At 66.8% G+C, this 24,011-nt stretch carries 28 protein-coding genes; 14 read left to right on the top strand and 14 right to left on the bottom strand.

Features of this window, described 5'->3' with window-relative positions; genetic code table 11:
* Positions 1–81: 81 nt before the first annotated feature.
* Positions 82–1,488: a Si-specific NAD(P)(+) transhydrogenase gene (gene sthA / locus AU072_RS22840; RefSeq protein WP_120271060.1), complete on the bottom strand. Its 1,407-nt coding sequence runs from the start codon at positions 1,486–1,488 to the stop codon at positions 82–84.
* A 162-nt stretch (positions 1,489–1,650) separates the two neighbouring features.
* Here sthA and AU072_RS22835 point away from each other — a divergent pair, with 162 nt between their 5' ends.
* On the top strand, positions 1,651–2,691 hold the full coding sequence (locus tag AU072_RS22835; RefSeq protein ID WP_064415874.1) for a DUF4192 domain-containing protein: 1,041 nt from the start codon (positions 1,651–1,653) through the stop codon (positions 2,689–2,691).
* A 21-nt stretch (positions 2,692–2,712) separates the two neighbouring features.
* On the opposite strand, the gene AU072_RS22830 is transcribed toward AU072_RS22835, so the two are convergent.
* The 3 genes from AU072_RS22830 to AU072_RS22820 all read right to left on the bottom strand — a co-directional run bounded on the left by AU072_RS22830 (position 2,713) and on the right by AU072_RS22820 (position 5,053).
* Positions 2,713–3,408, bottom strand: coding sequence for an iron-dependent transcriptional repressor DtxR (locus AU072_RS22830; RefSeq protein ID WP_064415873.1), 696 nt, complete (start codon positions 3,406–3,408; stop codon positions 2,713–2,715).
* A 136-nt stretch (positions 3,409–3,544) separates the two neighbouring features.
* A complete protein-coding gene (gene sigB / locus AU072_RS22825; RefSeq protein ID WP_064415872.1) occupies positions 3,545–4,504 on the bottom strand; it encodes a sigma-70 family RNA polymerase sigma factor SigB in 960 nt (319 codons plus the stop codon).
* A 147-nt stretch (positions 4,505–4,651) separates the two neighbouring features.
* Positions 4,652–5,053, bottom strand: a complete 402-nt coding sequence (locus AU072_RS22820) for a DUF3099 domain-containing protein (protein WP_120271052.1) — start codon at positions 5,051–5,053, stop codon at positions 4,652–4,654.
* 66 nt (positions 5,054–5,119) lie between these two features.
* Here AU072_RS22820 and AU072_RS22815 point away from each other — a divergent pair, with 66 nt between their 5' ends.
* On the top strand, positions 5,120–5,356 hold the full coding sequence (locus AU072_RS22815; RefSeq protein ID WP_064402851.1) for a DUF3039 domain-containing protein: 237 nt from the start codon (positions 5,120–5,122) through the stop codon (positions 5,354–5,356).
* On the opposite strand, the gene AU072_RS22810 is transcribed toward AU072_RS22815, so the two are convergent.
* Positions 5,346–6,353, bottom strand: coding sequence for a YihY/virulence factor BrkB family protein (locus AU072_RS22810; protein ID WP_064415870.1), 1,008 nt, complete (start codon positions 6,351–6,353; stop codon positions 5,346–5,348). The genes AU072_RS22815 and AU072_RS22810 overlap by 11 nt on opposite strands.
* Before the next feature lie 64 nt (positions 6,354–6,417).
* Complete coding sequence (locus tag AU072_RS22805; protein WP_064350917.1) at positions 6,418–6,612, bottom strand: DUF7455 domain-containing protein; 195 nt, start codon at positions 6,610–6,612, stop codon at positions 6,418–6,420.
* Positions 6,613–6,742: 130 nt separating this feature from the next.
* Between AU072_RS22805 and AU072_RS22800 the strand changes: the two genes are divergently transcribed.
* A complete protein-coding gene (locus AU072_RS22800; RefSeq protein ID WP_064415869.1) occupies positions 6,743–7,102 on the top strand; it encodes a DUF952 domain-containing protein in 360 nt (119 codons plus the stop codon).
* Positions 7,103–7,194: 92 nt separating this feature from the next.
* Positions 7,195–7,977, top strand: a complete 783-nt coding sequence (locus tag AU072_RS22795) for a hypothetical protein (protein ID WP_064415868.1) — start codon at positions 7,195–7,197, stop codon at positions 7,975–7,977.
* 15 nt (positions 7,978–7,992) lie between these two features.
* Here AU072_RS22795 and AU072_RS22790 read toward each other — a convergent pair whose 3' ends face one another.
* Complete coding sequence (locus AU072_RS22790; RefSeq protein ID WP_064415867.1) at positions 7,993–9,099, bottom strand: methyltransferase; 1,107 nt, start codon at positions 9,097–9,099, stop codon at positions 7,993–7,995.
* Positions 9,100–9,292: 193 nt separating this feature from the next.
* On the opposite strand from AU072_RS22790, the gene AU072_RS22785 reads away from it, so the two are divergent.
* Both AU072_RS22785 and AU072_RS22780 read left to right on the top strand, forming a co-directional pair.
* A complete protein-coding gene (locus AU072_RS22785) occupies positions 9,293–9,769 on the top strand; it encodes a hypothetical protein (protein WP_133147311.1) in 477 nt (158 codons plus the stop codon).
* A 291-nt stretch (positions 9,770–10,060) separates the two neighbouring features.
* The gene (locus tag AU072_RS22780) at positions 10,061–10,753 is read left to right on the top strand and encodes a hypothetical protein (protein WP_064415865.1); all 693 of its coding nucleotides are present in this window, start codon (positions 10,061–10,063) and stop codon (positions 10,751–10,753) included.
* A gap of 174 nt (positions 10,754–10,927) precedes the next feature.
* On the opposite strand, the gene AU072_RS22775 is transcribed toward AU072_RS22780, so the two are convergent.
* Both AU072_RS22775 and ppgK read right to left on the bottom strand, forming a co-directional pair.
* Entirely contained in the window at positions 10,928–12,406 is a 1,479-nt protein-coding gene (locus AU072_RS22775) for an RNA polymerase sigma factor (protein ID WP_082680648.1), read from the bottom strand.
* Between the two features lie 178 nt (positions 12,407–12,584).
* Positions 12,585–13,391, bottom strand: coding sequence for a polyphosphate--glucose phosphotransferase (gene ppgK / locus AU072_RS22770; RefSeq protein ID WP_064415863.1), 807 nt, complete (start codon positions 13,389–13,391; stop codon positions 12,585–12,587).
* 135 nt (positions 13,392–13,526) lie between these two features.
* Between ppgK and AU072_RS22765 the strand changes: the two genes are divergently transcribed.
* Entirely contained in the window at positions 13,527–14,375 is an 849-nt protein-coding gene (locus tag AU072_RS22765; RefSeq protein WP_064415862.1) for an inositol monophosphatase family protein, read from the top strand.
* 35 nt (positions 14,376–14,410) lie between these two features.
* Here the strand turns inward: AU072_RS22765 and cei are convergent, their stop codons facing one another.
* Positions 14,411–15,067 (bottom strand): envelope integrity protein Cei, encoded by a 657-nt coding sequence (cei, locus tag AU072_RS22760; RefSeq protein ID WP_064415861.1) that lies wholly within the window; start codon positions 15,065–15,067, stop codon positions 14,411–14,413.
* 166 nt (positions 15,068–15,233) lie between these two features.
* On the opposite strand from cei, the gene AU072_RS22755 reads away from it, so the two are divergent.
* On the top strand, positions 15,234–15,536 hold the full coding sequence (locus AU072_RS22755; protein WP_064350907.1) for a DUF4193 domain-containing protein: 303 nt from the start codon (positions 15,234–15,236) through the stop codon (positions 15,534–15,536).
* A gap of 82 nt (positions 15,537–15,618) precedes the next feature.
* Here the strand turns inward: AU072_RS22755 and AU072_RS22750 are convergent, their stop codons facing one another.
* The gene (locus AU072_RS22750) at positions 15,619–16,095 is read right to left on the bottom strand and encodes a DUF3093 domain-containing protein (RefSeq protein WP_064415860.1); all 477 of its coding nucleotides are present in this window, start codon (positions 16,093–16,095) and stop codon (positions 15,619–15,621) included.
* Positions 16,096–16,120: 25 nt separating this feature from the next.
* Between AU072_RS22750 and dut the strand changes: the two genes are divergently transcribed.
* Both dut and AU072_RS22740 read left to right on the top strand, forming a co-directional pair.
* Positions 16,121–16,585 (top strand): dUTP diphosphatase, encoded by a 465-nt coding sequence (gene dut, locus AU072_RS22745; protein WP_064415859.1) that lies wholly within the window; start codon positions 16,121–16,123, stop codon positions 16,583–16,585.
* A 1-nt stretch (position 16,586) separates the two neighbouring features.
* Entirely contained in the window at positions 16,587–17,366 is a 780-nt protein-coding gene (locus tag AU072_RS22740) for a DUF3710 domain-containing protein (protein ID WP_064415858.1), read from the top strand.
* A 122-nt stretch (positions 17,367–17,488) separates the two neighbouring features.
* Here AU072_RS22740 and AU072_RS22735 read toward each other — a convergent pair whose 3' ends face one another.
* Entirely contained in the window at positions 17,489–18,187 is a 699-nt protein-coding gene (locus AU072_RS22735) for a hypothetical protein (RefSeq protein ID WP_064415857.1), read from the bottom strand.
* Between the two features lie 135 nt (positions 18,188–18,322).
* Between AU072_RS22735 and AU072_RS22730 the strand changes: the two genes are divergently transcribed.
* Both AU072_RS22730 and AU072_RS22725 read left to right on the top strand, forming a co-directional pair.
* Positions 18,323–18,694 (top strand): OB-fold nucleic acid binding domain-containing protein, encoded by a 372-nt coding sequence (locus tag AU072_RS22730; protein ID WP_064350902.1) that lies wholly within the window; start codon positions 18,323–18,325, stop codon positions 18,692–18,694.
* Entirely contained in the window at positions 18,691–19,374 is a 684-nt protein-coding gene (locus AU072_RS22725; RefSeq protein WP_064415856.1) for a DUF3159 domain-containing protein, read from the top strand. Before AU072_RS22730 ends, AU072_RS22725 begins: the two co-directional genes overlap by 4 nt.
* 2 nt (positions 19,375–19,376) lie before the next feature.
* Here AU072_RS22725 and AU072_RS22720 read toward each other — a convergent pair whose 3' ends face one another.
* Both AU072_RS22720 and AU072_RS22715 read right to left on the bottom strand, forming a co-directional pair.
* Positions 19,377–20,042: a potassium channel family protein gene (locus tag AU072_RS22720; RefSeq protein WP_064415855.1), complete on the bottom strand. Its 666-nt coding sequence runs from the start codon at positions 20,040–20,042 to the stop codon at positions 19,377–19,379.
* Positions 20,039–20,710, bottom strand: coding sequence for a potassium channel family protein (locus tag AU072_RS22715; protein WP_082680634.1), 672 nt, complete (start codon positions 20,708–20,710; stop codon positions 20,039–20,041). Before AU072_RS22715 ends, AU072_RS22720 begins: the two co-directional genes overlap by 4 nt.
* A 76-nt stretch (positions 20,711–20,786) precedes the next feature.
* Between AU072_RS22715 and AU072_RS22710 the strand changes: the two genes are divergently transcribed.
* Complete coding sequence (locus tag AU072_RS22710) at positions 20,787–22,790, top strand: APC family permease (protein ID WP_217266046.1); 2,004 nt, start codon at positions 20,787–20,789, stop codon at positions 22,788–22,790.
* Entirely contained in the window at positions 22,787–24,007 is a 1,221-nt protein-coding gene (locus tag AU072_RS22705) for a class I SAM-dependent RNA methyltransferase (protein WP_064415854.1), read from the top strand. The genes AU072_RS22710 and AU072_RS22705 overlap by 4 nt, the downstream gene beginning before the upstream one ends.
* Positions 24,008–24,011 lie beyond the last annotated feature (4 nt).

Below are 24,011 nucleotides of genomic sequence, written 5' to 3'. Positions count from 1 at the left end.
CCGCTGACGGGCATCCCATGCGCAAAGCTTCGATAACGTTTGCCCAGGCCCGGTCGAAGGCCCGGTCGGAGGCCCGGTCGGCTAGGCGCGAAACTGGTTGAGCGCCCGCAGTTTGTTCATCACGTCCAGCGCGGCGACCTTGTAGGCCTCCGAAAAGGTGGGGTAGTTGAACACGGCGTCGACCAGATAGTCGATGGTTCCTCCGCAGCCCATCACGGCCTGGCCGATGTGCACCATCTCGGTCGCGCTGGTGCCGAAGATGTGCACGCCGAGCAAGCGCAGATCGTCGGTCGACACCAGCAGTTTGAGCATCCCGTACGAATCCCCGGCGATCTGCCCCCTGGCCAACTCGCGGTACCGCGACACCCCGACTTCGTAGGGGATCGCGTTGCGGGTCAACTCGACCTCCGTGGCGCCGACGTAGGAGACCTCCGGGATCGAGTAGATACCGATCGGCTGGATGTCGGTGATGCCCTGGGTCGGCTCCCCGAACGCGTAGTAGGCCGCCAGCCGGCCCTGTTCCATCGAGGTGGCCGCCAGTGCCGGAAATCCGATCACGTCGCCGACGGCGTAGATGTGGTCGACCTTGGTCTGGAACTGGTCGTCAACGAAGATGCGGCCACGGCTGTCGGTCTCCAGCCCCGCGTTCGCCAGATCGAGGTGGTCGGTCTGTCCCTGCCGCCCGGCGGAGTACATGACCGTCTCGGCGGGGATCTGCTTACCGCTGGCCAGTGTGGTCACCGTGCCTGCGGACCCGACGTCGACCGCGGTCACCTCCTCGCCGAACCGGAACGTCACGGCGAGGTCGCGCAGGTGGAACTTCAACGACTCGACGATCTCGGGGTCGCAGAAGTCCAACATTGTGTCGCGCTTCTCGACGACGGTGACCTTCGTGCCGAGTGCTGCGAACATCGAGGCATATTCGATGCCGATCACCCCCGCGCCCACCACGACCATCGACGAGGGCAGCGACTTGAGATCGAGGATCCCGTCGGAGTCGAGCACGCGTTCCTCGTCGAACTCGACACCCGCGGGGCGGGCCGGTTTGGTGCCCGTGGCGATCACGATGTAGTCGCCGCTGACCATGGTGCGCTCACCGCGGGTGGGTTCCTCGACCAGCACGGTGTGCGCGTCGATGAACCTGCCGTGGCCCTGGATGAGGTCGATGCGGTTGCGCATCAACTGGGAGCGGACGACGTCCTGTTCCTTGCCGATCACATGGCTCGTGCGCGCCAGCAGGTCGGCAGGCGTGATCTTCTCCTTGACCCGGTAGCTGGCGCCGTACAGCTCGCGCTGGCTCATGCCGGTGAGGTAGACGACCGCCTCCCGCAGCGTCTTGGAGGGGATGGTCCCGGTGTTCACGCAAACACCGCCGAGCATGCGTCCCCGCTCGACGACCGCGACCGCCTTCCCGAGCTTCGCCGCGGCGATCGCGGCTTTCTGCCCGCCTGGTCCCGAACCGATGACCACGAGGTCGTACTCGAGCATGGAAGCCATGGCAACAAGATGTACGCCGGTTGGGCGAGTTCTGCACGCCGACTGACTCAACCGAAGCTGAATTCATCCCCAACCCGGAATTCATCCACAGCGGCGCGGGGCGCGACCGCCGACAGGCGCCGACCGTCCGAGTCGACGGGAAGGGTCGGCGCCATGACGACCTCACCTTCACCCGATTTCCGTCTCGACCGTCCGGCGGTGCTGATCGCCGCCCTGCCCGCCGTTCTCGGCTTCATTCCGGAGAAATCCCTCGTGCTCGTGACCGTGGACCGCGGCGCGATGGGATGCGTCATGCGGGTGGACCTCTCCGATGAACTGACCGATTCGATCGAGCACATCGCCGAAGTCGCCGCGGCGGCGCGACCGGACTCGGCGATCGCCGTCGTCGTCGACGAGGACGGTGCGGGCTGTCGTCTGTGCAACGACGAATATCGCGAGCTGGCGGCCATGCTGGCGTCGGCCCTGGCCGACCGGGGGATCGAACTGCTCGCCGCCCATGTCGTCGACCGGATCGCGACCGGCGGGCGGTGGCATTGCGCCGATGGGTGCGGCGCATCGGGGACCGTGGACGACCCGTCGGCGTCACCGCTCGCAATGGCCGCCGTGCTGGACGGGCGCCGGCTCTATGCCCGGCGCACCGAACTCCAGGACGTCATCGCGGTCACCGATCCCATCCGCGCCCAAGCGTTGGCCGGCCTCATCGAGGATGCGCAGGCCGGTCGATCGGACGCCGACGCATGCCGGGAGATCGAGGCCGTGATCGCGGCGGCCGCGCGTGTGTCCGAGGGCGACGTCCTGCCCGATGAGACGTTGACGCGGATCGCGGCGGCACTGACCGATTTGCAGGTGCGCGACACGCTGTACGCGCTCGCGGTGGGTGAACGCGCCGCACACGCCGAATCGTTGTGGGGGGAGATGTCGCGGCGGCTTCCGGAGCCGTGGCGGGCCGAAACGCTGGTGTTGTTGGCGTTCTCGGCCTATGCCCGCGGCGACGGTCCGCTGGCTGGGGTGTCGCTGGAGGCGGCGCTGCGCTGCGACGACACCCATCGGATGGCCCGCATGCTTGACACCGCGCTTCAGTCGGGTCTGCGGCCGGAGCAGATCCGGGAGCTGGCCGCGACGGGCTACCGGTTGGCCGACCAGCTGGGAGTCCGGTTACCGCCCAAACAGGCCTTCGGAAGGCGGGCCGGATGAGCGCCTCCACCGGCCTGGCGGTCAGACCTTCTCGACCTTGACGGCGTGTGCCATCTGGTGGGGCAGTTCGACCTGTTCGTGGCCGGGGATCACGATCATCACCCCGCCGTGGTCGTTGGCCTGCACGGTCACGCGGGCGTTGGGCACCACACCGGCATCCTTGAGCCGGCTGATCAGGTCGGCGTCACCTTGTACGTGCTCGGTCAGCTGCCGCACCACCACCGCGACGGGCATTCCGGCGGGCAACTCGGTCAGCCGAACGAGGTTCAACCGGTCGCCCTCCGACGACGTGCTGATCAAACCCAGCTCCGAGAGGCCGGGGATCGGGTTCCCGAACGGCGAGGTGGTCGGGTTGTTCAGAACCTGGACAAGCCGGCGCTCGACGTCCTCGCTCATCACGTGTTCCCAGCGGCAGGCCTCGGCGTGCACTTCCTCCCAGGGCAGGCCGATGACATCGACGAGCAGCCTTTCGGCGAGGCGGTGCTTGCGCATGACAGCGACGGCGAGGGCGCGGCCCTTGTCGGTCAGCTCGAGGTGGCGATCACCTGCAACGTGCAGCAGCCCGTCGCGCTCCATCCGGGACACCGTCTGACTAACGGTGGGACCGCTCTGATCGAGACGTTCTGCGATGCGGGCACGCAGGGGCACCACGCCCTCTTCCTCGAGGTCGTAGATCGTCCGCAGGTACATCTCCGTGGTGTCGACCAGATCATTCATTGCGCTAACCCTCCGTCAGGGGTCGAGTCTACCGGCTGACGGGCCTGAACTGCGTTGTTACGTCTGCGACACCGGCACGCCGTGCTACGACGCGATCCCCGCCGGTCGAAGCGGCGGGGATCGTCGTCGGGGCGGTTCAGCTGGCGTACGAGCGGAGGCGATCGGCACGTTCGCCGTTGCGGAGCTTGGCCATGACCTCGCGCTCGATCTGGCGCACCCGCTCGCGGGAGAGCCCGAACAGCTTGCCGATCTGGTCGAGGGTGCGGGGCTGACCGTCGTCGAGGCCGAACCGCAAGCGGATCACCTGCTGTTCGCGTTCGTCCAGCGTGGCGAGCACGTGCCGGATGTCGGTGTGCAGCAGTTCGGAGATCACAGCGTTCTCGGCCGACATCGCCTCGGCGTCCTCGATGAAGTCGCCCAGCGGCGCTTCCTCGTCGCTGCCCACCGGCATGTCGAGGCTCACCGGATCGCGGCTGTGCTCGAGCAGATCGGTGATCTTCTCCACCGGGATTCCGGACTCGGCGGCCAGTTCCTCATCGGTGGCTTCGCGGCCGAGGTTCTGGTGCATCTCACGCTTGATCCGAGCCAGCTTGTTGACCTGCTCGACGAGGTGCACCGGCAGCCGGATCGTGCGGCTCTGGTCGGCCATGCCGCGGGTGATCGCCTGGCGGATCCACCACGTGGCATACGTCGAGAACTTGAAGCCCTTGGCGTAGTCGAACTTCTCCATGGCCCGGATCAGGCCCAGGTTGCCTTCCTGAATCAGGTCGAGCAGCGGCATCCCGCGGCCGGTGTAGCGCTTCGCCAGCGAGACGACCAGGCGCAAGTTTGCTTCCAGAAGGTGGCGCCGCGCGGCTTCACCGTCGCGGACCACGGCGGCAAGATCACGTTTGCGGTTCTCGCCCAAGCGTTTCCGCGTCTCGAGCAGGTGCTTGGCGTATAGCCCGGCCTCGATGCGCTTCGCGAGTTCCACCTCATCGGCGGCGTTGAGCAAGGCAGTTTTGCCAATACCATTGAGATACACGCGTACGAGGTCAGCCGCTGGACTCTGGGCGTCCAGGTCCTGGTCGACGCGGATGGTGCTGGCATTTGCCATGACGGCCTCCTGATCAAGTCGAACTGTCATGAGCTACAACGCCCACGAGGTCCAAAGAGTTCCCAGCCATTGGCTGGTTCACACCTTCTGATCAGCGGTTTCTCGGAGCCGACCTGAGAATGTCCTTAGAAAAGGGATAGAAGCGTCTCAGCTGGGAACATCACCGTTCGAGCCACGCTCGTCGGGTTGCGGCGGTGTGACCGTGTGCTGCTCGAGCGCCGGCCGTTCGGCGGTCGAGACCTCGGGGGAGTGACGGCGGTTGTCGTAGCGACGCGGCTCTTCCGGACGCCGCGGCGGGCGGTCGTTGGCGATCAGCACGGCGATCCACGGCAACGGAATCGAGCCGACGAGAATCGCCAACGAAATCAAGCCGTTGTGCCAGATGCCGTATGCGATCGCGGCCAGCACGAGGGCCGGAATGCGAAACGACATGAGCGTCAAGTACTTGCGAACCCGCTGGCGGTGCTGTTCCTCGTAGGCGGGGGCGGCGCGAGTGATCAGGACGGGCCGGCCGTCGTCGTCGAAACTCAGCTCGGGGCTTTGTTTCATACTTTCACTGTCCCACATTGTGGCTCCGCTGCACGGGTCGGTTTTCTTACGGGCAAAATGGGTGTCATGCAAACCCAGACGATCGAGCGCACCGACACCGACGAACGCGTCGACGACGGGACTGACAGCGATACCCCGAAGTTCTTCCACTATGTCAAGAAGGACAAAATCGCCGAGAGCGCGGTCATGGGCACCCACGTTGTCGCGCTGTGCGGCGAGGTGTTCCCGGTGACGAAGTCGGCCAAGCCCGGATCGCCGGTGTGCCCGGACTGCAAGCGCATCTACGAGAAGCTCAAGAAGTAGCCCGGTCGGTCGCCGCTCCTGCCGGCGGCACCGGAGCCGCGGGCGCTGCCTCCTCGGCCACGACGCCGTTGAGTGACTCGGCTTTTCCCTTCAACCACCACTGGAAGCGCTTGGCGTGGGTGTCGGCCGCCGGCCACTCCTCCTGAATCGCGGCGTTGAGTTCGGCGCCGATCATGATCGCGAACCCGAGGAAGAACGCGAACAACAAGAAGGCGATCGGCGTCGCCAACGCGCCATAGGTGTAGCCGGTTGCGGTGATCCACGTCAGGTAGAAGCGCAGACCGAAGGTCGCCAACAAGAACACCACGGTGGCCAGGATCGAGCCCAACAGCAACCGGTGCGACGGCAGCGGCTTGGGCAGCGAGACCCGGTAGAGCAGGTTGACGGACACGATCAGCGCCAGGACCAGCACCGGGTAGTAGCCGAACCGCAGAACGTGGTCCCAGCTGTCCGGTATGTATGTGGCGATCTTGCGCGGCCCCAACGCGATGAACGGCGCCGCGAGGATCGCACCGACCAACATCACCACGTACAGACCGAGCGCATAGAACCGCTGACGGACCGGGTGACGCAGCGGCGTCTGGCCGTGGGCCTCGGTGATCGAGTCCACGAACGCCGAGATGGCCGAGGATCCGGCCCACAGCGAGATCACAAACCCCAGCGAGACCACTTCACCGCGAGCGCCCTTGACGATGTCGCGGACCGTCGGCTCGATGATCTCGCTCACCACGTTCGTGGAGAAGAACCTCGCGGCGGTGTCGATGATCTGGTTCTCGATCATCGGAAGCGTGTCGGGACCGAACAGCGGCGCGATGTAGGCCAGGCTGCCGAGCATCCCCAGCAGCAGGGGTGGAAGCGACAATGCCGACCAGAACGCTGCCTGCGCGGACTCCGAGAAGATGGAGTCGTCCCAGCTCTTGGACAACGTGCGCCCCACGATGTGGCGAATGTGGTGGCGCGACGGCTTCGTCGGCAGCGGCCGGGGCTGGTCACTCATGACCAGTCCAGCATTACTGACGATAGGTGCTCGTGCCCAGAGCGGCTATCAGCCGTGTCGGGTGCTATGCCTCCACCGGGCTGACTTCGAGCACGGCCGCCAGCTCGATCAGCTTGGCCTCGTGCTCGTTGGCGTGGTGCTGGCAGAAGAGCAACTCGGCTCCCGACGGGAGCTTCGCGCGGACGCGCGCGGCGGCGCCGCAACGATCGCAGCGGTCAGCCCGGGTCAATGGGGGACTGGTGAGCGTTGCGTTCGTCATTGCGGACCTCCGTACTGTCGCGTGCATCTACTGTCTCAGACGTTTTGGGTTTCGGCGTTGTTCCCAAGGGCTCTACCGGTGTGTCGTGTCTCACCGTTACCTCGAGTTGCCGGCGCGGCAGGCTGGCTATATGAGCCCGCCGCCCACCGTACTGGTCCACCTGTGTAGCAAAGACGAATGGAAGTCTGCTCAAGCACGCGGCGAGCATCGCCCCGCTTCGTTGACCGCGAGCGGCTTCGTGCATCTGTCGACACCCGAGCAGGTGCACCTTCCGGCCAACCGGCTGTACGCCGGTCGTACCGACCTGGTGCTGCTCCACATCGACGCCGCACGACTGTCCTCTCCGGTTCGCTGGGAACCCGGTGTGCCCGCTGATCCCGTGGGGATGGAGTTCCCACATCTCTACGGCCCTTTGCCAATCGGGGCTGTGATCCGCGTCACGTCCTATGTGCCGGATTCCGAGGGCCGGTTCGCTCCGTTGGCGCCCTGACCCCGGCCCGAAGAACACGTCGCGCCGCTCCCGCCTCGCCTCAAACTAGAGCACTTCCGCGGGCCGGAGGGGCCTACGTACACTTACAAATCGTGGGCATTTTGTTAGGTCTCGCACCGTGGATCGTCTACTGGGTGCTCGTCGGCAACGTTTCGTTCACCATCGCGGCGCTGATCGCTCTTGCGGTCGCGCTCGCCGCATTCGCGCTGGGGCAGGTTCGCGGCGGGCCCGGGCGAATACTCGAAATCGGTGCGCTGGCAACGTTTCTGGTCCTGACGGTGCTCACATTCGCGCTTGACGAATCGTTCTCGGCCCGGTGGATGCTGCCACTGAGCAACGCAGGCATCTTCCTCGTTGCACTCGCTGGCGCGATGATCGGCAAGCCGTTCGTGCGGGAGTTCGCCGAAGCCGGCCAGCAACCCCACGTTGTCAAGAGCGATCTGTTCGCGCGCGTCACCTCGCAGCTGACGTGGATCTGGGTGACGGTGTTCGGCGGCATGACGCTGTCGTCGGTGATCCCGCCGATCGCCGACCGCGACGCGACGATCCGTGACACCGAGTCGCCGCTGTCGTTCATCTGCTACTGGGTGATCCCGATCGTGTTGTTGGCCGGCGCCGCGTTCGCGACGCGGATTCTGCCGGACCGCATCGCCGCCGGCGCGGACGACATCGTGCGCAAGACGTCGTTCGTCGCATTCGCCGAAGCCGAGATCGACCAGTTGATGTATCTGGCCACCGAGCACGCCAACCGAGAGGTCGGCCCGGGCAAGGAGGCCTACGACATCAAGATCGGAAGCAAGGGGATTCCGTTGACCGGCGACGAGACGCGCGAATCGTGGCCATCGACGTACAAGGTGCGCGACAAGAAGCGGTGACCTGCACGGCCGCGCCTAAATGGGCGAGGCTTCCACGATCGAGATCGGGGTGACGGTGTCGATGACGCGGTCGAGCCGGAAGCCCGCGTTGCGCAGCAGTTCGGCGTAATCGGCGCGGGTACGTTCCCTGCCGCCCACGGTGACGAGCATCTCCAGATCGAGCTGGAAGCCGATGAACGGCGTAGCCCGTTGCGGCAGAACCATTTCCAATAGGAGCAGCTTGCCGTGAGGTGCGATCGCGGTGCGGATGTTGCGCAGGATCGTCAGCGACGTGGCGTCGTCCCAGTCGTGGATGATGTTCTTCATGACATAGGCGTCCCCGCCCTCGGGCACCTTATCGAGGAATGAACCGCCTTCGGCCGTGCAGCGGTCCGCCACTCCCGCGGCCGTGAACGTAGCCGCGGCGCCCGTGACGACCGACGGCAGGTCGTAGACGATGCCGCGGGCGCCCGGCGCCCGATTCGCAATCGTCGAGAGCAGCAGGCCGTGCCCGCCTCCGACGTCGACGATCAGCTTGAAGGTGCTGAAATCGTATTGACTGAGCGCGATTTCGTTGGTGATGCCGCTCGTCGCGGTCATCGCTTTGTTGAACACCTGGGCCAGCTCGGGGTCGGTCTCCAAGTAGTCGAAGTACGGCATGCCGCGCAGCTTGATGACCGAGGGTTCGCCGGTCTGCACCGAATGCAGCAGGCTGCCCCAGTCCTCCCAGCGGGCCGGGTGCCCGATGAACAAGACCATGTCGCGCATCGACTCCGGGTGGTCGGCGCGCAAGGTTTGACCGACTTTCGTCAGGCTGAAGGTGTCGTCGCGGTGATGCTCGAGCAGGCCCTTGGACGTCAGCGCCCGCATCAGCCGGTACAGGGCGTCCGCGTCGGCGCCTACTCTTTCGGCGATGTCGGCGGCGCGCGCCCGTCCCTTCGCGAGTTCGTCGGCGACGCCGAGTTTCGCGGCGACGTACATCGTCTGTGTCGTCCATGCGCCGGTCGCCATCTCGAGGATTGCGACGCTCGGGGGCACCGTCGAGCGATGGACATGTTGCAGGGTCGCGCGCAGTCGGTCGAGAACGCGGACCACGGGCATCGGCGGCACTTTCGCGGGCTTATTCGGCACGGCGCGGAACATTACAGGCGATATCGCTTGTTTGCCGCCCAGCGGCTGGACGGCGGCGCGGCGTGTCCGACAGTCGTCTTTGTACGCACTCGCCGCGAAATCACGCCGGACAGCACGACGCGCGGTGTTGCTTGAAAATCGAGTCGGCAGCGGTCCTTCGCGAGGCATACTGCCTAAGACGCGAGCCGGACACGAAGGAGTGCCAATGGGAAGCAGGGGGGTGACCGCGGCGGCGTCTGTCCTCGCGGCAGGCATGGTCGCGGTGGGATTCGCGGCTCCCGCGAAAGGCACGGATCAAATCACGGCGAATGCACTCGGCACCTACGAAGCCGCCTACGAATGGGGCCCGACGACGTGGGTCGTCACGCCTTGTGAAGGCGATGCGTTTCAATGCGTGCGCGTCACCGAATACGGCGCGGGTGACGCCGAGCGAAAGTCGCCAGGATGGAGCGCGAACGCCTATTGGCAGGTCGGCTGGTGGATCATGCGGGACGTCCCAACACCCGATGCGATCACGTGCGAGGACGGCTCGCAGCACGATCTGCCCATGAATTACGCCTGGGATGCCGCAAACGGCAAGGGCGTGCGCTCCTACTACGAACCAGGGATATGCGGTGACGTCTACAACGGCGCCAACGAGTTCGAGCTGAGCAGGGTTGGGCCGCCGCCGCCACCGCTGTAGGCGCTTATCGGAACAGCCGCGCCTCAGAGGGCGGTAAGCGCTGTGTCCATGGTGGGGTCAACGCACATCGCCGCCGAGCATCGGCTGCTCTGATTTCCTTGACTGACAAGGTGTTTCGCCACCGCCGCTTCTTGCCCGGTGTTTGGCCGTCACGATGTGTGCCGGTGACGGGCCGAACCCGTCTTCGTGCGGTCGCGAGCATCTGCGGGCGCATTGAGAATCCGTTGAGTACGTCGACCGATTCTCTATCTCAACCACAGACACGCTGTGGCTCCGAGAAAAGGAAGTCCGATGACCAATACCCCGTCCACCAAGCCCGCAACGACCATCACCACCGTCGGCGCGATCAAGAAGCTCGCCACCGCTGCCGTGATCGCAGGGGCCCTGGGGCTTGCCGCCCTCGGCGTGGCCGGCGCCGCGTCCGCAGCACCTGCCGATCACTCCGGGGCGACGAACTCCACATCGACCTCTGGGCAGCACGCCGAGTCGGCACCGTCGGCGCAGCACGCCGAGACATCAGCCCCTGCGCAGCACGCGGAGACGGCGCCGTCGGCGCAGCACGCCGAGACCGTGCCGTCGGCGCAGCACGCGGAGACAGCAGCCCCTGAGCAGAACGCCGCACCGGCTCCTTCGAGCGGTGACGCCGAGGTTCATGCTCACCTGATTCCGGGTGTGACGTTGGTGCCGCCGGCCGCTGACAACACCGAGGTCCACAGTCACCTGATTCCCGGTGTCGAGCTCGAGCCGCCGCTCGCTGATGACTCCCAGGTCGTCCACGCCCACGTGATTCCCGGTGTCAAGCTCGAACCGCCCGCCGCTGGCGACACCCACGCCCAGGGCAACCTGGTTCCGGAGTTGCTGCAGAGTCCGTCCCAAACCGCCACGTCCCACGCGGCTCTGGGCGAGTACGTCCCCTTCCCGGGTCCTTCCCCCGATATGGACCCCAACTGCGGCCCCGCCTGCCAAGAGGTGATTGACGAATGACGGTTGGCAAATAGGAAGGTGCGCGAGGGCAGGTGTTCCATAAAGGAACACCTGCCCTTTCGCTGATTTCGGCTCCGACCCCGAGGCCGCGTGCATTTACTCCGGGCAGTCGGCTCCGACTGCTGCTTCAGAAGATCCTCAACGCGATGACCATAAGGTCAACCGGAGTGTCGCCTAGTCGAGGTAGTCGCGCAGCACCTGAGAACGGCTGGGGTGGCGCAACTTTGACATCGTCTTCGATTCGATCTGGCGGATGCGCTCGCGCGTCACGCCGTACACCTGACCGATCTCGTCGAGAGTGCGCGGCTGACCATCGGTGAGCCCGAACCGCAGCCGCACCACGCCCGCTTCACGCTCGGACAGCGTTTCCAGTACCGACTGCAGCTGATCCTGCAGCAGCGTGAACGACACCGCGTCCACGGCCACCACGGCCTCGGAATCCTCGATGAAGTCGCCCAGCTGCGAATCGCCCTCGTCGCCGATGGTCTGGTCCAGCGAGATCGGCTCACGCGCGTACTGCTGGATCTCCAGCACCTTCTCCGGCGTGATGTCCATCTCCTTGGCCAGCTCTTCGGGCGTGGGTTCGCGGCCCAGGTCCTGGAGCAGCTCACGCTGGATGCGGCCGAGCTTGTTGATCACCTCGACCATGTGTACGGGGATGCGAATGGTGCGGGCCTGGTCGGCCATCGCGCGGGTGATCGCCTGGCGGATCCACCAGGTGGCATAGGTGGAGAACTTGTAGCCCTTGGTGTAGTCGAACTTCTCGACGGCGCGGATCAAACCCAGGTTGCCTTCCTGGATGAGGTCGAGGAACGCCATGCCGCGACCGGTGTAGCGCTTGGCCAGCGACACCACCAGACGCAGGTTCGCTTCCAGCAGATGGTTTTTCGCGCGGTCGCCATCACGACAGATCCACATCATGTCGCGGCGTTGCGCGGCGGGAAGCTTCTCGCCCTTCTCGGCGAGTTCGGCCATCAACTGGGTCGCGTACAACCCGGCCTCGATCCGCTTGGCGAGCTCGACTTCTTCTTCGGCGTTGAGCAGCGCCACCTTGCCGATCTGCTTGAGGTAGGCGCGCACCGAGTCGGCCGACGCGGTCAGTTCGGCGTCCTTGCGGGCCTGTCGAAGCGCCTCGGATTCCTCTTCGTCCCAGACGAAGTCGCCGGATGCCTTGTCCTTCTCCGACGGCTCGGCGATCTCGTCGTCCTCCGTGGCGGCGTCGGCTTCCGCGGCGGGCGCGTCGCCCTCGGCGGCTTCCGCAGTGTCCTCGGTGGCTTCGTCGTCGACCTCGAGATCCTCCAGGTCGATGTCGGCTTCCTCTACCGCGAGGTCCTCGCCGGGCTCGGCTTCGATGTCGTCGTTCTCGAGGTCATCGGCCTCGGCGTCGACTTTTGTGGTGTCGGGCGCAGCCGCGGTGGCCTTCTTGGCGCGACCGCGGGGTGCGGCGGCCTTGGCTGCCTTCGACGCCTTCGCTGGTGCCTTGCCTGCGGTGCTTGCCTTGGCGGCGGCCTTGGTGGTGCGGGTCTTGGCGGCCTTCTTCGCTGGTGCCGTCCCGTTGGCCGACTTCGCCGCGGTCTTCTTGGCGGGGGCGGTTTTGGTAGCGGTGCGCTTCACCGGCTCATCGGTTGCCGGGCTTGCCTTTGTCGCTGCCACGTACACCCTTTCCTTGTGCTACTCATCGCGGGCAGGGCGTGCCCCATCGATGAGCGTCGGCTGTCGAATATTGGCGGTTGATAATCGTCGCTATCCAGGCTGCGGCCGCCGTCGACCATTGTAACGACAGTGTGGGATAACGCCGCCTTCAGCGGCAAATCCCGGGTCCCGGGCGTGGCTACTTGGCGGTAGCGGTGACGTCTACCTCAGCGGCCATCGCGGCGCCCACGATGCCCGCGGTGTTCTGCAGAGCCGCAGCCACCACCGGCGTGCGGTTCTTGAGCAGCGGAATCCACTTCTGGGCCTTGCGGCTGATGCCGCCGCCGGCGATGAACAGGTCCGGCCAGATCGCGTTCTCCACCGCTACCAGCACCTTCGTGACTTCGACGGTCCAGCGCTCGTAGCTCCAGCCTTTGCGTTCCTTCACCGACGACGCGGCGCGGTGCTCGGCTTCCTTGCCGCCGACCTCGAGGTGGCCGAACTCGGTGTTGGGTAGGAGCACGCCGTTGTGGATCACCGCCGACCCGATGCCGGTGCCGAAGGTCAACAGCACGATGACCCCGGTGTTGTCCCGGCCCGCGCCGAACTTCTCCTCGGCCAGTCCGGCCGCGTCGGCGTCGTTGAGAACCGTGACCGGCTGTCCGTCGAGCGCGTTGCGGTAGAACTCCGCGGCGTTGCTGCCGATCCAGCCCTTGTCGACGTTGGCCGCGGTGCGCACGATCCCGTCGGTGACCACACCGGGGTAGGTGACGCCCACCTTCTCGGTCCAGCCGAACTCACGGACCACCGCCGCGACCGTCTTGCTGACCGCCTCCGGCGTCGCGGGCTGCGGGGTCGCCAGCTTGTACCGCTCGCCGATCAGTTGTCCGGTGTTCAGGTCGACGATGCCGCCCTTGACGCCGCTGCCGCCGACGTCGATCCCGAATCCGCGCCGCTGGCTGCCGTTGACGCTGTGGGCGACGGCGGGTGAATTGGTCGCGGTCATGAGCGCTCCTCTACTCCGGGCAGGCGTGCCGCAGCCACGTCATGCGCCCCAACCTTAGTGGGTCGAAAGTGGCTGCGCGGCCCTGTCGGACAGACAGTCGGCGACAACGGTGACCGAACGTGCTGCGATGGATGTATGCCCGACAACGACGCCGATCCCGTTCTGCTGCGCTCGGTCGCCGAGCAACTGGCCACCGAAGCGGCCGCGTTCGTGCGGCAGCGCCGTGCCGAGGTGTTCGGCGGTCCCGCCTCGTCGACGGACAATTCGGGGCTGCGGACCAAGAGCTCGCCCACCGACCCCGTCACGGTCGTGGACACCGAGACCGAGCGGCTGATCCGCGACAGGCTGGCAGAGCTGCGGCCCGGTGAGCATGTGCTCGGTGAAGAGGAGGGCGGGACGCCCGCGCACGGGGACGACCTCACCTGGGTACTCGATCCGATCGACGGCACGGTCAACTTCGTCTACGGGTTGGAGGCCTACGCGGTGTCGGTGGCCGTGCAGCGCGGCGGGAGATCGGTGGCGGGTGCGGTCGCGAACGTGCCCGCCGGCGCGGTGTACTCGGCTGCGCTCGGTCACGGCGCCCATCTGCGCAACGCCGAAGGCATCGCACCACTGCACACCAGCGCCGCCGACGATCTGTCAATGTCCTTGCTGGGCACGGGATTCTCCTACGACCGCGAACAGCGGGCGCAGCAGGCCGCGGTGTTGACGCGGGTCCTGCCCGAGGTGCGCGACCTACGTCGCATCGGATCGTGCGCGCTGGACCTGTGCATGGTGGCCGCGGGTCAACTCGACGCCTACTACGAGGACGGCGTCCACCTGTGGGATTGGGCGGCCGGAGCGCTGATCGCCGCGGAGGCCGGAGCCACGCTGCAGTTGCCGCGGGGAAGCGGGGCAACCGGCGGGCCGGGATTCATCACGGCCGCCGCACCGGGCGTCGCGGCCGCCCTGAACGACGTGCTGCGCCGCGCGGGCGCGCCGTAGACCCCCGAAACCCTGCCGAACGACGTGATCGAGGCTCAGCAGGTTCCCGAGTGGATCTTCGACAGCAGTGACGAGTCGGCCGCCTGGGTGGCGTCAGGACGCAGGCTGGCCAGCACCGCCTCGATATCGTCGCTGCTGCTCAACTCCGTGAAATCGGTGCCGAGGGCCAGATCGACGCTGTCGTCGCCGCGCTCGTCCTGGAAGAGTTCGGTGCAGGGCGCCACCAGCCACACCGCGGCGGCCGCGGCCCGTCCGGCTTCGCCGAACCGGATCTGGCCCTGGCATTCCAGCCGCGCGGTCGAGTAGATCGGATCGTTCGCCGCGGTCGGCTCGGCGAACCCGAGATCCTTCAACGCGCTGGCGACCTCGGCGGCCTGACCACCCTGACCGCTGGCGTTGAGCACCCTGATCTTCGTGTCGGCGAGGCGGGCGGGGCTCACGTCGACCATGTCGGCACTCGATACCTGTTCGCCCAGCGTCGGGGCGGGCGCATTGGGGTCGCTGGGCGCGGGTGGCGGATTGCAGATAGCGGCCTCCGGCACGTCGGCGGGGCGATTCAGGGCGATGACCCACACCATCAACGTCACCACCGAAAGGGCGACGAACAACAGGATGCCCGGCAGGAAGTTCCGCCGCCGGAAGGGGCGACCGTGTTCGTCGAACGCGGTTCCCTCTGTGATTTGCGCGACCACGACTGCACTCTAAAGCCCCTGTTCCTGCCATCCCCGCACGGGATGAGGTCGCATGTGACATAAATCACAGTGCAACGGGTACCCATCCGGGCACGAATCGTTTGGCGGATGCGTTCGACGCTGGTACAAAGCTCTGCTGCACAACGTTTATTCGGAGGGGACCACGATGGCTACCGATTACGACGCCCCACGGCGCACCGAGACCGATGATGTCTCGGAAGATTCGCTCGAAGAGTTGAAGGCGCGGCGTAACGAGGCCCAGTCCGCGGTCGTCGACGTCGACGAGTCGGAGTCCGCCGAGTCCTTCGAATTGCCCGGCGCCGACCTGTCCGGTGAAGAACTGTCGGTGCGGGTGGTCCCCAAGCAGGCCGACGAGTTCACCTGCTCGAGTTGCTTCCTCGTCCATCACCGCAGCCGTCTGGCCAGCGAGAAGAACGGCATGATGATCTGTTCGGACTGCGCGGCCTAGCAGTTCAACTGCCCAAGTTTGATTCGCAGTTCAACTGCCCAAGTTTGATTCGCAGTTCAACTGCTCAAGCTTGATTCGCAGTTCAACTGCGGAGCGCCGCCAGCACCCTCTCCGGCTGACGGCAACTGACCAGCCAATACGGCGTCGGATCGTCCGGATCGTCGAGCACCACGAGAACCATCGGGCCCACCCATGCCCGATGAACGACGTAGGCGGCCGGATCCAGTTGACGCCCCAAGGCCGCGGATTTGGCGGTGCGCGGCACCTCGGCTGACCTGGTGATCACATTGGCGGGCAGGTGCGCCGGACCCGCCCACAGCTCGGTTCCGCCGGCGCCGCCGACGACCCGCACCTCCGTGCGGCCCAGCCATAACAGGACAACGACGGCGACGGGCAGCAGCAGTGCGTACGGCAACCATCCAGGTATGGCGGGGATGCCCATATCGATCTCGAGCGCGATGAGCGCCGCGAGGCCCAGGCCCGGCGGCCACCACCACCACGGCACCCAGAGCCGCTCGCGGTAGCGAACGGTTTGCGTCGTGGCGCGCGTGTCGGACACGCGGCCAAGAGTAATCTCTGACGTCGTGCCCACTTCTCTGGCGGTCGTGCGCCTCGATCCTGATCTGCCGATGCCCAGCCGCGCCCATGACGGCGATGCGGGCGTCGACCTTTTCAGCGCGCTCGACGTCGAACTGGCGCCCGGTGAACGTGCGCTCGTTCCGACGGGTATCGCGGTGGCGATCCCGCACGGGATGGTCGGACTGGTGCATCCCCGCTCGGGTTTGGCTGCCCGCGTGGGGCTTTCGATCGTCAACAGCCCCGGCACCATCGACGCCGGATACCGCGGCGAGATCAAGGTTTCGCTGATCAACCTCGATCCGCAGGTACCGATCGTCGTAAACCGCGGGGACCGCATCGCTCAGTTGCTGGTCCAGCGGGTCGAACTGCCCGAGCTGGTCGAGGTCACGTCTTTCGACGAGGCTGGGCTCGGTGAAAGCACCCGTGGCGAAGGTGGCCACGGTTCCTCCGGCGGACATGCGAGTTTGTGAGATGGCATTCGGTAAACGCAAAGACAACCAGATCGGTGACGTCGAAGACGTCGCCGGGCAAGAGACCGGCGGCGCCGCCGACGACGAATTGGAAGGCCCGTTCGACATCGAGGACTTCGACGACGCCGAGACGGCTGCCGCTGGCCGGCTGGATCTGGGCTCGGTCCTGATCCCCTTGCCCGCAGGCGGCCAGGTGCAGGTCGAGCTCACCCCGCAGGGAGTGCCGAGCGCGGTATGGGTCGTCACTCCGCACGGCCGGTTCACCGTCGCCGCGTACGCCGCTCCCAAGAGCAGCGGGCTGTGGCGCGAGATCGCCGGGGAACTCGCCGACTCGCTGCGCAAGGACGGCGCCCAGGTGTCGATCAAGGACGGGCCGTGGGGTCGCGAGGTCGTCGGCGTGGCCGCCGCTCAGCAGGCCCAGGCGGGGCAGCAGGGGCAACCGGGCGTGGTTCGCTTCATCGGCGTCGACGGGTACCGATGGATGATCCGCTGCGTCGTCAACGGTCCGCAGGAACACATCGACGCACTCGCCGCTGAAGCACGAGAAGCGTTGGCCGACACCGTGGTTCGCCGCGGAGAAACCCCGCTACCGGTACGCACGCCGCTGGCGGTCGAGCTGCCGGAGCCCATGGCGAACCAGCTGCGTGAGGCCGCCGCGGCCCAGCAGGCCGCCGCCCAGCAGGCGCAACAAGCTCAGCAGGCCGGCCAGCAGGAACCCGCCGCGCGCCGCAGCGCCCAGGGATCGGCGATGCAGCAGTTGCGGACGATCACCGGCGGCTGACACGAGAATCCGCGTTAACGGGTGGATCCCACGCACCAGGTGCGTGCGATCCACCCCTTAAGGCCCCGGACCGGCCGCCGGACCGCCTGCCCCGCCGATTGGACGCGGCGACATGTCGACCGTCAGGCCGCCAGCAGCGCGGCCACGCATGCGGCCCCCAACGCCGCCGGATCGGCGCCCAGTTCGTCGAGCGTGAGCGTGCGCAACGCCGCCCGCGGTGCCGCGGCCGCCCACTCGACGGCCACCTCGATCGGATGCACGGGATCGTCGCTGGCGGCAACCACGCCCAGCGGCACCGCCAACTGCTCCAACTCGGCGCAGGTGGGCGCGACGTAGTTCGCCGCCTCCTCCATCGCCTCCGGCAGGGACGGCCATTGTCCGAGCCACGACCGGGTCAGCTCATCGCCCAGCCATTGCGGGCTCGTCGCCCGCATCGCCGCGCTGGTGACCGCGAGCCCGTCGCGGCGCAGCAGTTCGGCGGAGTGACGCGCTGCGGCCGCCGCGGGCGCCTGTTGCGGGGAGCCGGTCCACGCCGGAAGTGCGGCGAGCACTGCCACCGTCAGGTCCGGACTGGCCAGCGCCCACGCCGTGGCGACGGCGGCGCCGATCGACACGCCCCCCACGGCGATGCGCCCGCTGCGCGCCGCGTCGTCGAGTGCCTCGCGGTAGCCGGCGACGAGCCGGTGCGGCTGGGGCGCCGGCGTGACGAGCGTCGCACCCTGGGCGTGCAGCGCCGCCGAAAATGCCCGGTAGACGAAGTCGTCGTCGGAGCCGGTGCCCGGTAGCAGGACCGTCGTGACGCCGCGGAGAGTGACCGTCATGACTCGATCGTGCCCTGGGTCAAATGCGCCCGGCGTGGCGAGGTGACCCCGCGTGGCATCTCGTAACTCACAGGGTTAACGTGGCGATTACTTGGGTAGGTCCAAGGTGCATCTGCGGATAGGTCAGGAGAGGCGATGGCAACGGCCGAAGGGTATCTGCGCCGGCTCACGCGACGGTTGACAGAGGACCCCGAGCAACTCGACGTCGAAGAGCTCAGCGACGAAGCCGCCTCGACCGGCGCCCAGAAGGCGATCGACTGCGAACGCGGCCAGGAAGTGACGATGATCGGCACCCTGCGCAGCGTCGAATGCAACGGCAAGGCATGCGCCGGTGGCGTGAAGGCCGAGCTGTTCGACGGCACCGATTCGGTGATGTTGGTCTGGCTCGGCCAACGCCGCATCCCCGGCATCGAGTCGGGCCGCACCCTCAAGGTGCACGGCCGCGTCGGCAAGCTCGACAACGGAGCCAAGGCCATTTACAACCCGCACTACGAGATCCAGAAGTGAGCGACCCCGGAACCGAACCGGGGCAGCCGAGAACCCAGCAGCCGACGAAGGCCAACGCCGTCCTCGACCAGATGGGCGGGGTCAGCGGCCTGATCTACTCGACGTTGCCGGTCGTGGCGTTCGTTCCGATCTCGCAGACGCTCGGGCTCATCCCCGCCATCGTCGCCGCCCTCGGTGTGGCCGGCATCATCCTCGCGTGGCGGCTCGCTCGACGTGAGTCGGCCCAGCCCGCGATCTCCGGCTTCTTCGGTGTCGGGATCTGCGCATTGATCGCTTACGTGATGGGGGAGTCGAAAGGCTACTTCCTGCTTGGCATTTGGACGTCGTTGTTCTGGGCCGCGGTGTTCACCGTGTCGGTGGTGATCCGCCGCCCCGTCGTCGGTTACGTCTGGGGCTGGGTCAACGGACACGGCCGCGACTGGCGTCGGGTACGCAGAGCGGTGACGGCGTTCGACGTCGCGACGCTGTTCTGGGTGGCGGTGTTCGCCTCGCGTTTCATCGTCCAGCGGCATCTTTACGACGCCGACCAGACGGGGTGGTTGGGTGTCGCGCGAATCGCCATGGGCTGGCCGTTGACCGCGGTCGCGGCGGTCGTGACCTATCTGGCGATCCGGACGGCGCAGAAAGCCATCAACGCGCGCGAGTCCTCCGACGACGTCAGCGCCCCGACCGGGGGCTGACTTCAGCGCTGTTGCGGGTGCAGCAGCAGGTCCTGCAACTGGTCTTCGGCCTCGGCGACCGCCACGAACAGCAGCTCGTCGCCACCCTCGAGCGGCTCGTCCGACTCGGGCACGATCACGCGTGGGCCACGCAGGATCGCCACCAGCGTGCAGTCGCGGGGCAGGTCGAGGCGCTTGACCGGCTTGCCGCCCCAGGGGGTGTCGTCGGGCAGCGTGATCTCGACGAGGTTGGCCTGCCCCTTGCGGAACTCCATCAGCCGCACCAGGTCACCGACGGCGACCGCCTCCTCCACGAGCGAGGCCAGCATGCGCGGGGTGGACACCGCCACGTCGACGCCCCAGCTCTCGTCGAACAACCACTCGTTGCGCGGGTCGTTGACACGGGCGACCACCCGCTGCACGGCGAACTCGGTCTTGGCCAGGAGGCTGACCACGACGTTGACCTTGTCGTCGCCGGTGGCCGCGATCACCACATCGAACTGCTCGAGCTGGACGGATTCGAGCAAGGTCAGCTCGCACGCGTCGCCCAGCCGCCACTGCGCCGAAGGGATGGCGTCGACGTCGATGTGGTCGGGATTGCGTTCCAGCAGCGTCACCTCGTGGGTGTCGACGAGTTCACGGGCAATGGACCGGCCGACGGCGCCGGCCCCGGCGATGGCGACCTTCATCCCTCGAGGTCCTCGCTGGGAGGCAGGGCCGCGATGGCCAGCGCCTCGGCGATGTGACCGGCGATCGCGGCTACGAACACCTGGTCGCTGGCCTGGATGACCGTTTTCGCATCGGGTAGCAACCCGGCCCCGAACCGAATGAGGAACGCCACCCGACCGCCGGTGGCCGTCTCGAGGTCGGTGATGCGACGGCCCACCCACGCCTCGTGCAGCGCCAGTTCGGTGACGCCGACATTGCCGGTGGGGTCACGCCACTTGGTGGTCTCGGTCTCGCGGGTCAGGACGTTGAGCAGACGGTCGGTGGTCCACGGCACGGTGGCCACCGTCGGGATGCCCAACCGTTCGTAGACCGCGGCGCGCTTGGCGTCGTAGATCCGGGCGACGACGCGCTCGACACCGAAGGTCTCGCGGGCCACTCGCGCCGAGATGATGTTGGAGTTGTCACCCGAGGACACCGCGGCGAACGCGCCGGCCTCCTCGATGCCCGCCCGCAACAGCACGTCGCGGTCGAAGCCCATGCCGAGCACCCGCTCCCCGGAGAACTCCGGGGAGAGTCGGTGAAACGCCGTGCCGTCGCGGTCGATGACCGCGACGTCATGGCCGATCCGGGACAGGCTGTCGGAGAGCGACGCGCCTACCCGGCCGCAGCCCATCACCACTACACGCACTCCACGGTCCTTCCTGTCGAACCCGTGCAGTCGAACGCTACAGCTTTCCGACGGGCAATTGCTGCTGGGCTTACTCTTGGCACTCGTGTCCAAGCTATCCAGGTTCGCGCGGCGGGTGGTCCTCGGCAGGCCGTTTCGCAGCGACAGGATTTCGCACACTCTGCTGCCGAAGCGGATAGCCCTTCCCGTCTTCGCCTCCGATGCCCTGTCGTCGGTGGCCTACGCGCCCGAAGAGATCTTTCTGGTGCTGTCGGTCGCCGGCCTAGCCGCGTACTCGATGACGCCGTGGATCGGGCTGGCGGTGGCCGGGGTCATGGTGATCGTCATCGCCAGTTACCGGCAGAACGTCCATGCCTACCCGTCCGGTGGCGGGGATTACGAGGTGGTCACCACCAACCTAGGGCCGACGGCCGGCCTGACCGTGGCGAGCGCGCTGCTGGTCGACTACGTGCTCACAGTCGCGGTGTCGATGTCCTCGGCGATGTCGAACATCGGTTCGGCCATCCCTTTTGTCAACCACCACAAGGTGCTGTTCGCGGTGATCGCAATTCTGTTGGTGGCGGCGATCAACCTGCGCGGCATCCGGGAGTCCGGAACCGCTTTCGCGATCCCAACGTATGCGTTCATGGTCGGGATGTTCATCATGCTCGGCTGGGGCTTCTTCCAGATTTATGCGCTCGGCGAACCGTTGCAAGCCGAATCGGCGGATTTCGAAATGCACTCCGAGCACGGGGAAATCCTCGGTTTCGCGCTGGTTTTCCTTGTCGCGCGGGCGTTCTCGTCGGGAAGCGCGGCGCTGACCGGTGTGGAGGCGGTCAGCAACGGGGTACCGGCGTTCCGCAAACCGAAGTCGCGCAACGCCGCAACCACCCTGGCCTTACTCGGCCTGTTCGCGGTCACCCTGTTCATGGGCATCATCATGCTGGCCAAGGAAACCGGCGTGAAGATCGCTGAGCGACCGCACGAACAACTTGTCGGCGCCCCGGCGGACTACCACCAGAAGACGCTGATCGCGCAGTTGGCCGAAGCGGTCTTCCACGACTTCAGCATCGGGCTCTTCCTCATCGCCGGTGTCACGGCGCTGATCCTGTTGCTGGCCGCCAACACCGCGTTCAACGGATTTCCCGTACTCGGGGACATCCTGGCGCAGGACCGTTACCTACCGCGCCAATTGCACACTCGCGGAGACAGGCTCGCGTTCTCCAACGGCATCCTGTTTCTGGCGTTCGCCGCGATCGCGTTCGTCGTGGCTTTCCGCGCCGAGGTCACCGCGCTGATCCAGCTCTACATCGTCGGGGTCTTCGTGGCATTCACGCTCAGCCAGATCGGCATGGTGCGGCACTGGACGCGGCTGCTACGCACCGAAACCGAGCCGATGTTCCGGCGCAAGATGATGCGTTCTCGGGTGATCAACGCGATCGGTTGCGCCTGCACCGCCACGGTGCTGGTGATTGTCGTGGTGACCAAATTCGTTGCCGGAGCTTGGATTGCGATCCTGGCGATGGCGCTCATCTTCGGGATGATGAAGATGATCCACCGGCATTACGACACGGTGGCGCGGGAACTCGAGGAACAGGCCGCCGCGGCCGGCGACATGGTGCTGCCCAGCCGTAATCATGCGATCGTGCTGGTGTCCAAACTGCATCTGCCCACGATGCGCGCGCTGGCCTATGCCAGGGCCATCCGCCCGGACACGCTGGAAGCCATCACGGTCAGCGTCGACGAAGGCGAGACGCGTGCGCTGATGGACAAGTGGGAGGACAGCGACATCAGCGTTCCGCTGAAGGTCATCGCCTCGCCGTACCGCGAGGTCACCCGGCCGGTCCTCGACTACGTCAAGCGGATCAGCAGGGAGTCACCGCGCACCGTCGTCACCGTGTTCATCCCCGAGTACGTGGTGGGCCACTGGTGGGAACAGTTGTTGCACAACCAGAGTGCGCTGAGGCTCAAGGGTCGCCTGCTGTTCGAGCCGAACGTGATGGTGACATCGGTGCCGTGGCAACTGAGTTCCTCGGAGCGGCTCAAGACGCTTCAACCGCAATCGGCGCCCGGCGACGCGCGCAGGGGATTTCTGGAGTGACCGGTGTCGGGGCTGTTCCGGCGGAACTGACGGTCACCGCAGGGCCGCCCGCCAACGGCGGCAGCTGTGTGGCGCGCGATGACGGCCGGGTCGTGTTCGTCCGCTATGCGCTGCCCGGCGAGCGGGTCAGGGTCCGGGTGGTCGCGGATCGCGGGAAATACCTGCACGCCGACACCGTCGAGGTCATCGAACCGTCCGCGGACCGCGTGGAATCGATCTGCCCGATCGCGGGTGCGGATGGCGCCGGCTGCTGTGACATGTCGTTTGCCGAGCCGGCGGCGGTCCGCAGGCTCAAGGGCGCCGTCGTCGCCAACCAGTTGACGCGGTTGGGCGGCTACCACTGGCGCGATGAAGCCGACGCCGCCGCCGACCCGGTCGGCGATGGGGGTGCGACCGGATGGCGGACGCGGGTGCGGTTGGACACCACCGCCGCGGGAGAACCCGGCTTTCACCGGTTCCACAGCCCCGAGCTGATCACCGACTTGAACTGCGCGCAGCTGCCCGAAGGGATGGTCGACGGGCTGGCCGAGCGGGCCTGGCCGCCGGGCGCGCACCTGCACGTCGCGATCGACGACGAGGGCACGCGCCACGTCGTGCAGTCCGGACCCAAGTCGGGGCCCAAGGGCAGGGCCGCCACGCAGGTGATCGAGGGCGACTACGAAGCCGTCCAGCGGGTCGCGGGCCGGACGTGGCGGGTGCCCGTGACCGCCTTCTGGCAGTCGCATCGGGACGCGGCGCGGCTCTACAGCGAGTTGGTGGCCGGCTGGGCGCAGCTGAGCCCCGGGATGACGGCGTGGGATTTGTACGGCGGGGCAGGAGTATTCGCGGCCGTGCTCGCCGAAGCGGTCGGGGAGACAGGCAAGGTCGTCACGGTGGACACCTCGCGGGGAGCATCGCGGGCGGCGCGCGCCGCGCTGGGCGACATGAGATGGGTGTCGGTGGTCACCGACTCGGTACGCCGAGCGGTCGCCGCCCAGCGAACGCGGGCCGATGTCGCGGTGCTCGATCCGCCGCGGACGGGAGCCGGTCGCGAGGTGATCGACCTGCTGGCGGCCGCCGGGGTACCACGTGTCATCCATATCGGTTGTGAGGCGGCGTCGTTCGCGCGCGATGTTGGTCTCTACCGCGGACACGGATACACGGTCGAGGAGTTGCGGGTCTTCGACTCGTTCCCGCTCACGCACCACGTCGAGTGCGTGGCGGTGTTGAGCCGCTAAACGG

Origin of the sequence: Mycolicibacterium novocastrense (assembly GCF_001499835.1) — a bacterium.
Classification (GTDB): Bacteria; Actinomycetota; Actinomycetes; order Mycobacteriales; family Mycobacteriaceae; genus Mycobacterium; species Mycobacterium novocastrense.
The sequence above is the reverse complement of the archived record's forward strand: the minus strand, read 5'-3'. Positions and strand labels throughout refer to the sequence as shown.

What these genes read in the sequence shown, in the direction of transcription:
- sthA (WP_120271060.1), bottom strand. Translation starts at nt 1,488, where the DNA reads ATGCTCGAGTACGACCTCGTGGTCATCGGTTCGGGACCAGGCGGGCAG.
- AU072_RS22835 (WP_064415874.1), top strand. Translation starts at nt 1,651, where the DNA reads ATGACGACCTCACCTTCACCCGATTTCCGTCTCGACCGTCCGGCGGTG.
- AU072_RS22830 (WP_064415873.1), bottom strand. Translation starts at nt 3,408, where the DNA reads ATGAATGATCTGGTCGACACCACGGAGATGTACCTGCGGACGATCTAC.
- sigB (WP_064415872.1), bottom strand. Translation starts at nt 4,504, where the DNA reads ATGGCAAATGCCAGCACCATCCGCGTCGACCAGGACCTGGACGCCCAG.
- AU072_RS22820 (WP_120271052.1), bottom strand. Translation starts at nt 5,053, where the DNA reads ATGAAACAAAGCCCCGAGCTGAGTTTCGACGACGACGGCCGGCCCGTC.
- AU072_RS22815 (WP_064402851.1), top strand. Translation starts at nt 5,120, where the DNA reads ATGCAAACCCAGACGATCGAGCGCACCGACACCGACGAACGCGTCGAC.
- AU072_RS22810 (WP_064415870.1), bottom strand. Translation starts at nt 6,353, where the DNA reads ATGAGTGACCAGCCCCGGCCGCTGCCGACGAAGCCGTCGCGCCACCAC.
- AU072_RS22805 (WP_064350917.1), bottom strand. Translation starts at nt 6,612, where the DNA reads ATGACGAACGCAACGCTCACCAGTCCCCCATTGACCCGGGCTGACCGC.
- AU072_RS22800 (WP_064415869.1), top strand. Translation starts at nt 6,743, where the DNA reads ATGAGCCCGCCGCCCACCGTACTGGTCCACCTGTGTAGCAAAGACGAA.
- AU072_RS22790 (WP_064415867.1), bottom strand. Translation starts at nt 9,099, where the DNA reads ATGTTCCGCGCCGTGCCGAATAAGCCCGCGAAAGTGCCGCCGATGCCC.
- AU072_RS22785 (WP_133147311.1), top strand. Translation starts at nt 9,293, where the DNA reads ATGGGAAGCAGGGGGGTGACCGCGGCGGCGTCTGTCCTCGCGGCAGGC.
- AU072_RS22780 (WP_064415865.1), top strand. Translation starts at nt 10,061, where the DNA reads ATGACCAATACCCCGTCCACCAAGCCCGCAACGACCATCACCACCGTC.
- ppgK (WP_064415863.1), bottom strand. Translation starts at nt 13,391, where the DNA reads ATGACCGCGACCAATTCACCCGCCGTCGCCCACAGCGTCAACGGCAGC.
- AU072_RS22765 (WP_064415862.1), top strand. Translation starts at nt 13,527, where the DNA reads ATGCCCGACAACGACGCCGATCCCGTTCTGCTGCGCTCGGTCGCCGAG.
- AU072_RS22755 (WP_064350907.1), top strand. Translation starts at nt 15,234, where the DNA reads ATGGCTACCGATTACGACGCCCCACGGCGCACCGAGACCGATGATGTC.
- AU072_RS22740 (WP_064415858.1), top strand. Translation starts at nt 16,587, where the DNA reads ATGGCATTCGGTAAACGCAAAGACAACCAGATCGGTGACGTCGAAGAC.
- AU072_RS22735 (WP_064415857.1), bottom strand. Translation starts at nt 18,187, where the DNA reads ATGACGGTCACTCTCCGCGGCGTCACGACGGTCCTGCTACCGGGCACC.
- AU072_RS22730 (WP_064350902.1), top strand. Translation starts at nt 18,323, where the DNA reads ATGGCAACGGCCGAAGGGTATCTGCGCCGGCTCACGCGACGGTTGACA.
- AU072_RS22720 (WP_064415855.1), bottom strand. Translation starts at nt 20,042, where the DNA reads ATGAAGGTCGCCATCGCCGGGGCCGGCGCCGTCGGCCGGTCCATTGCC.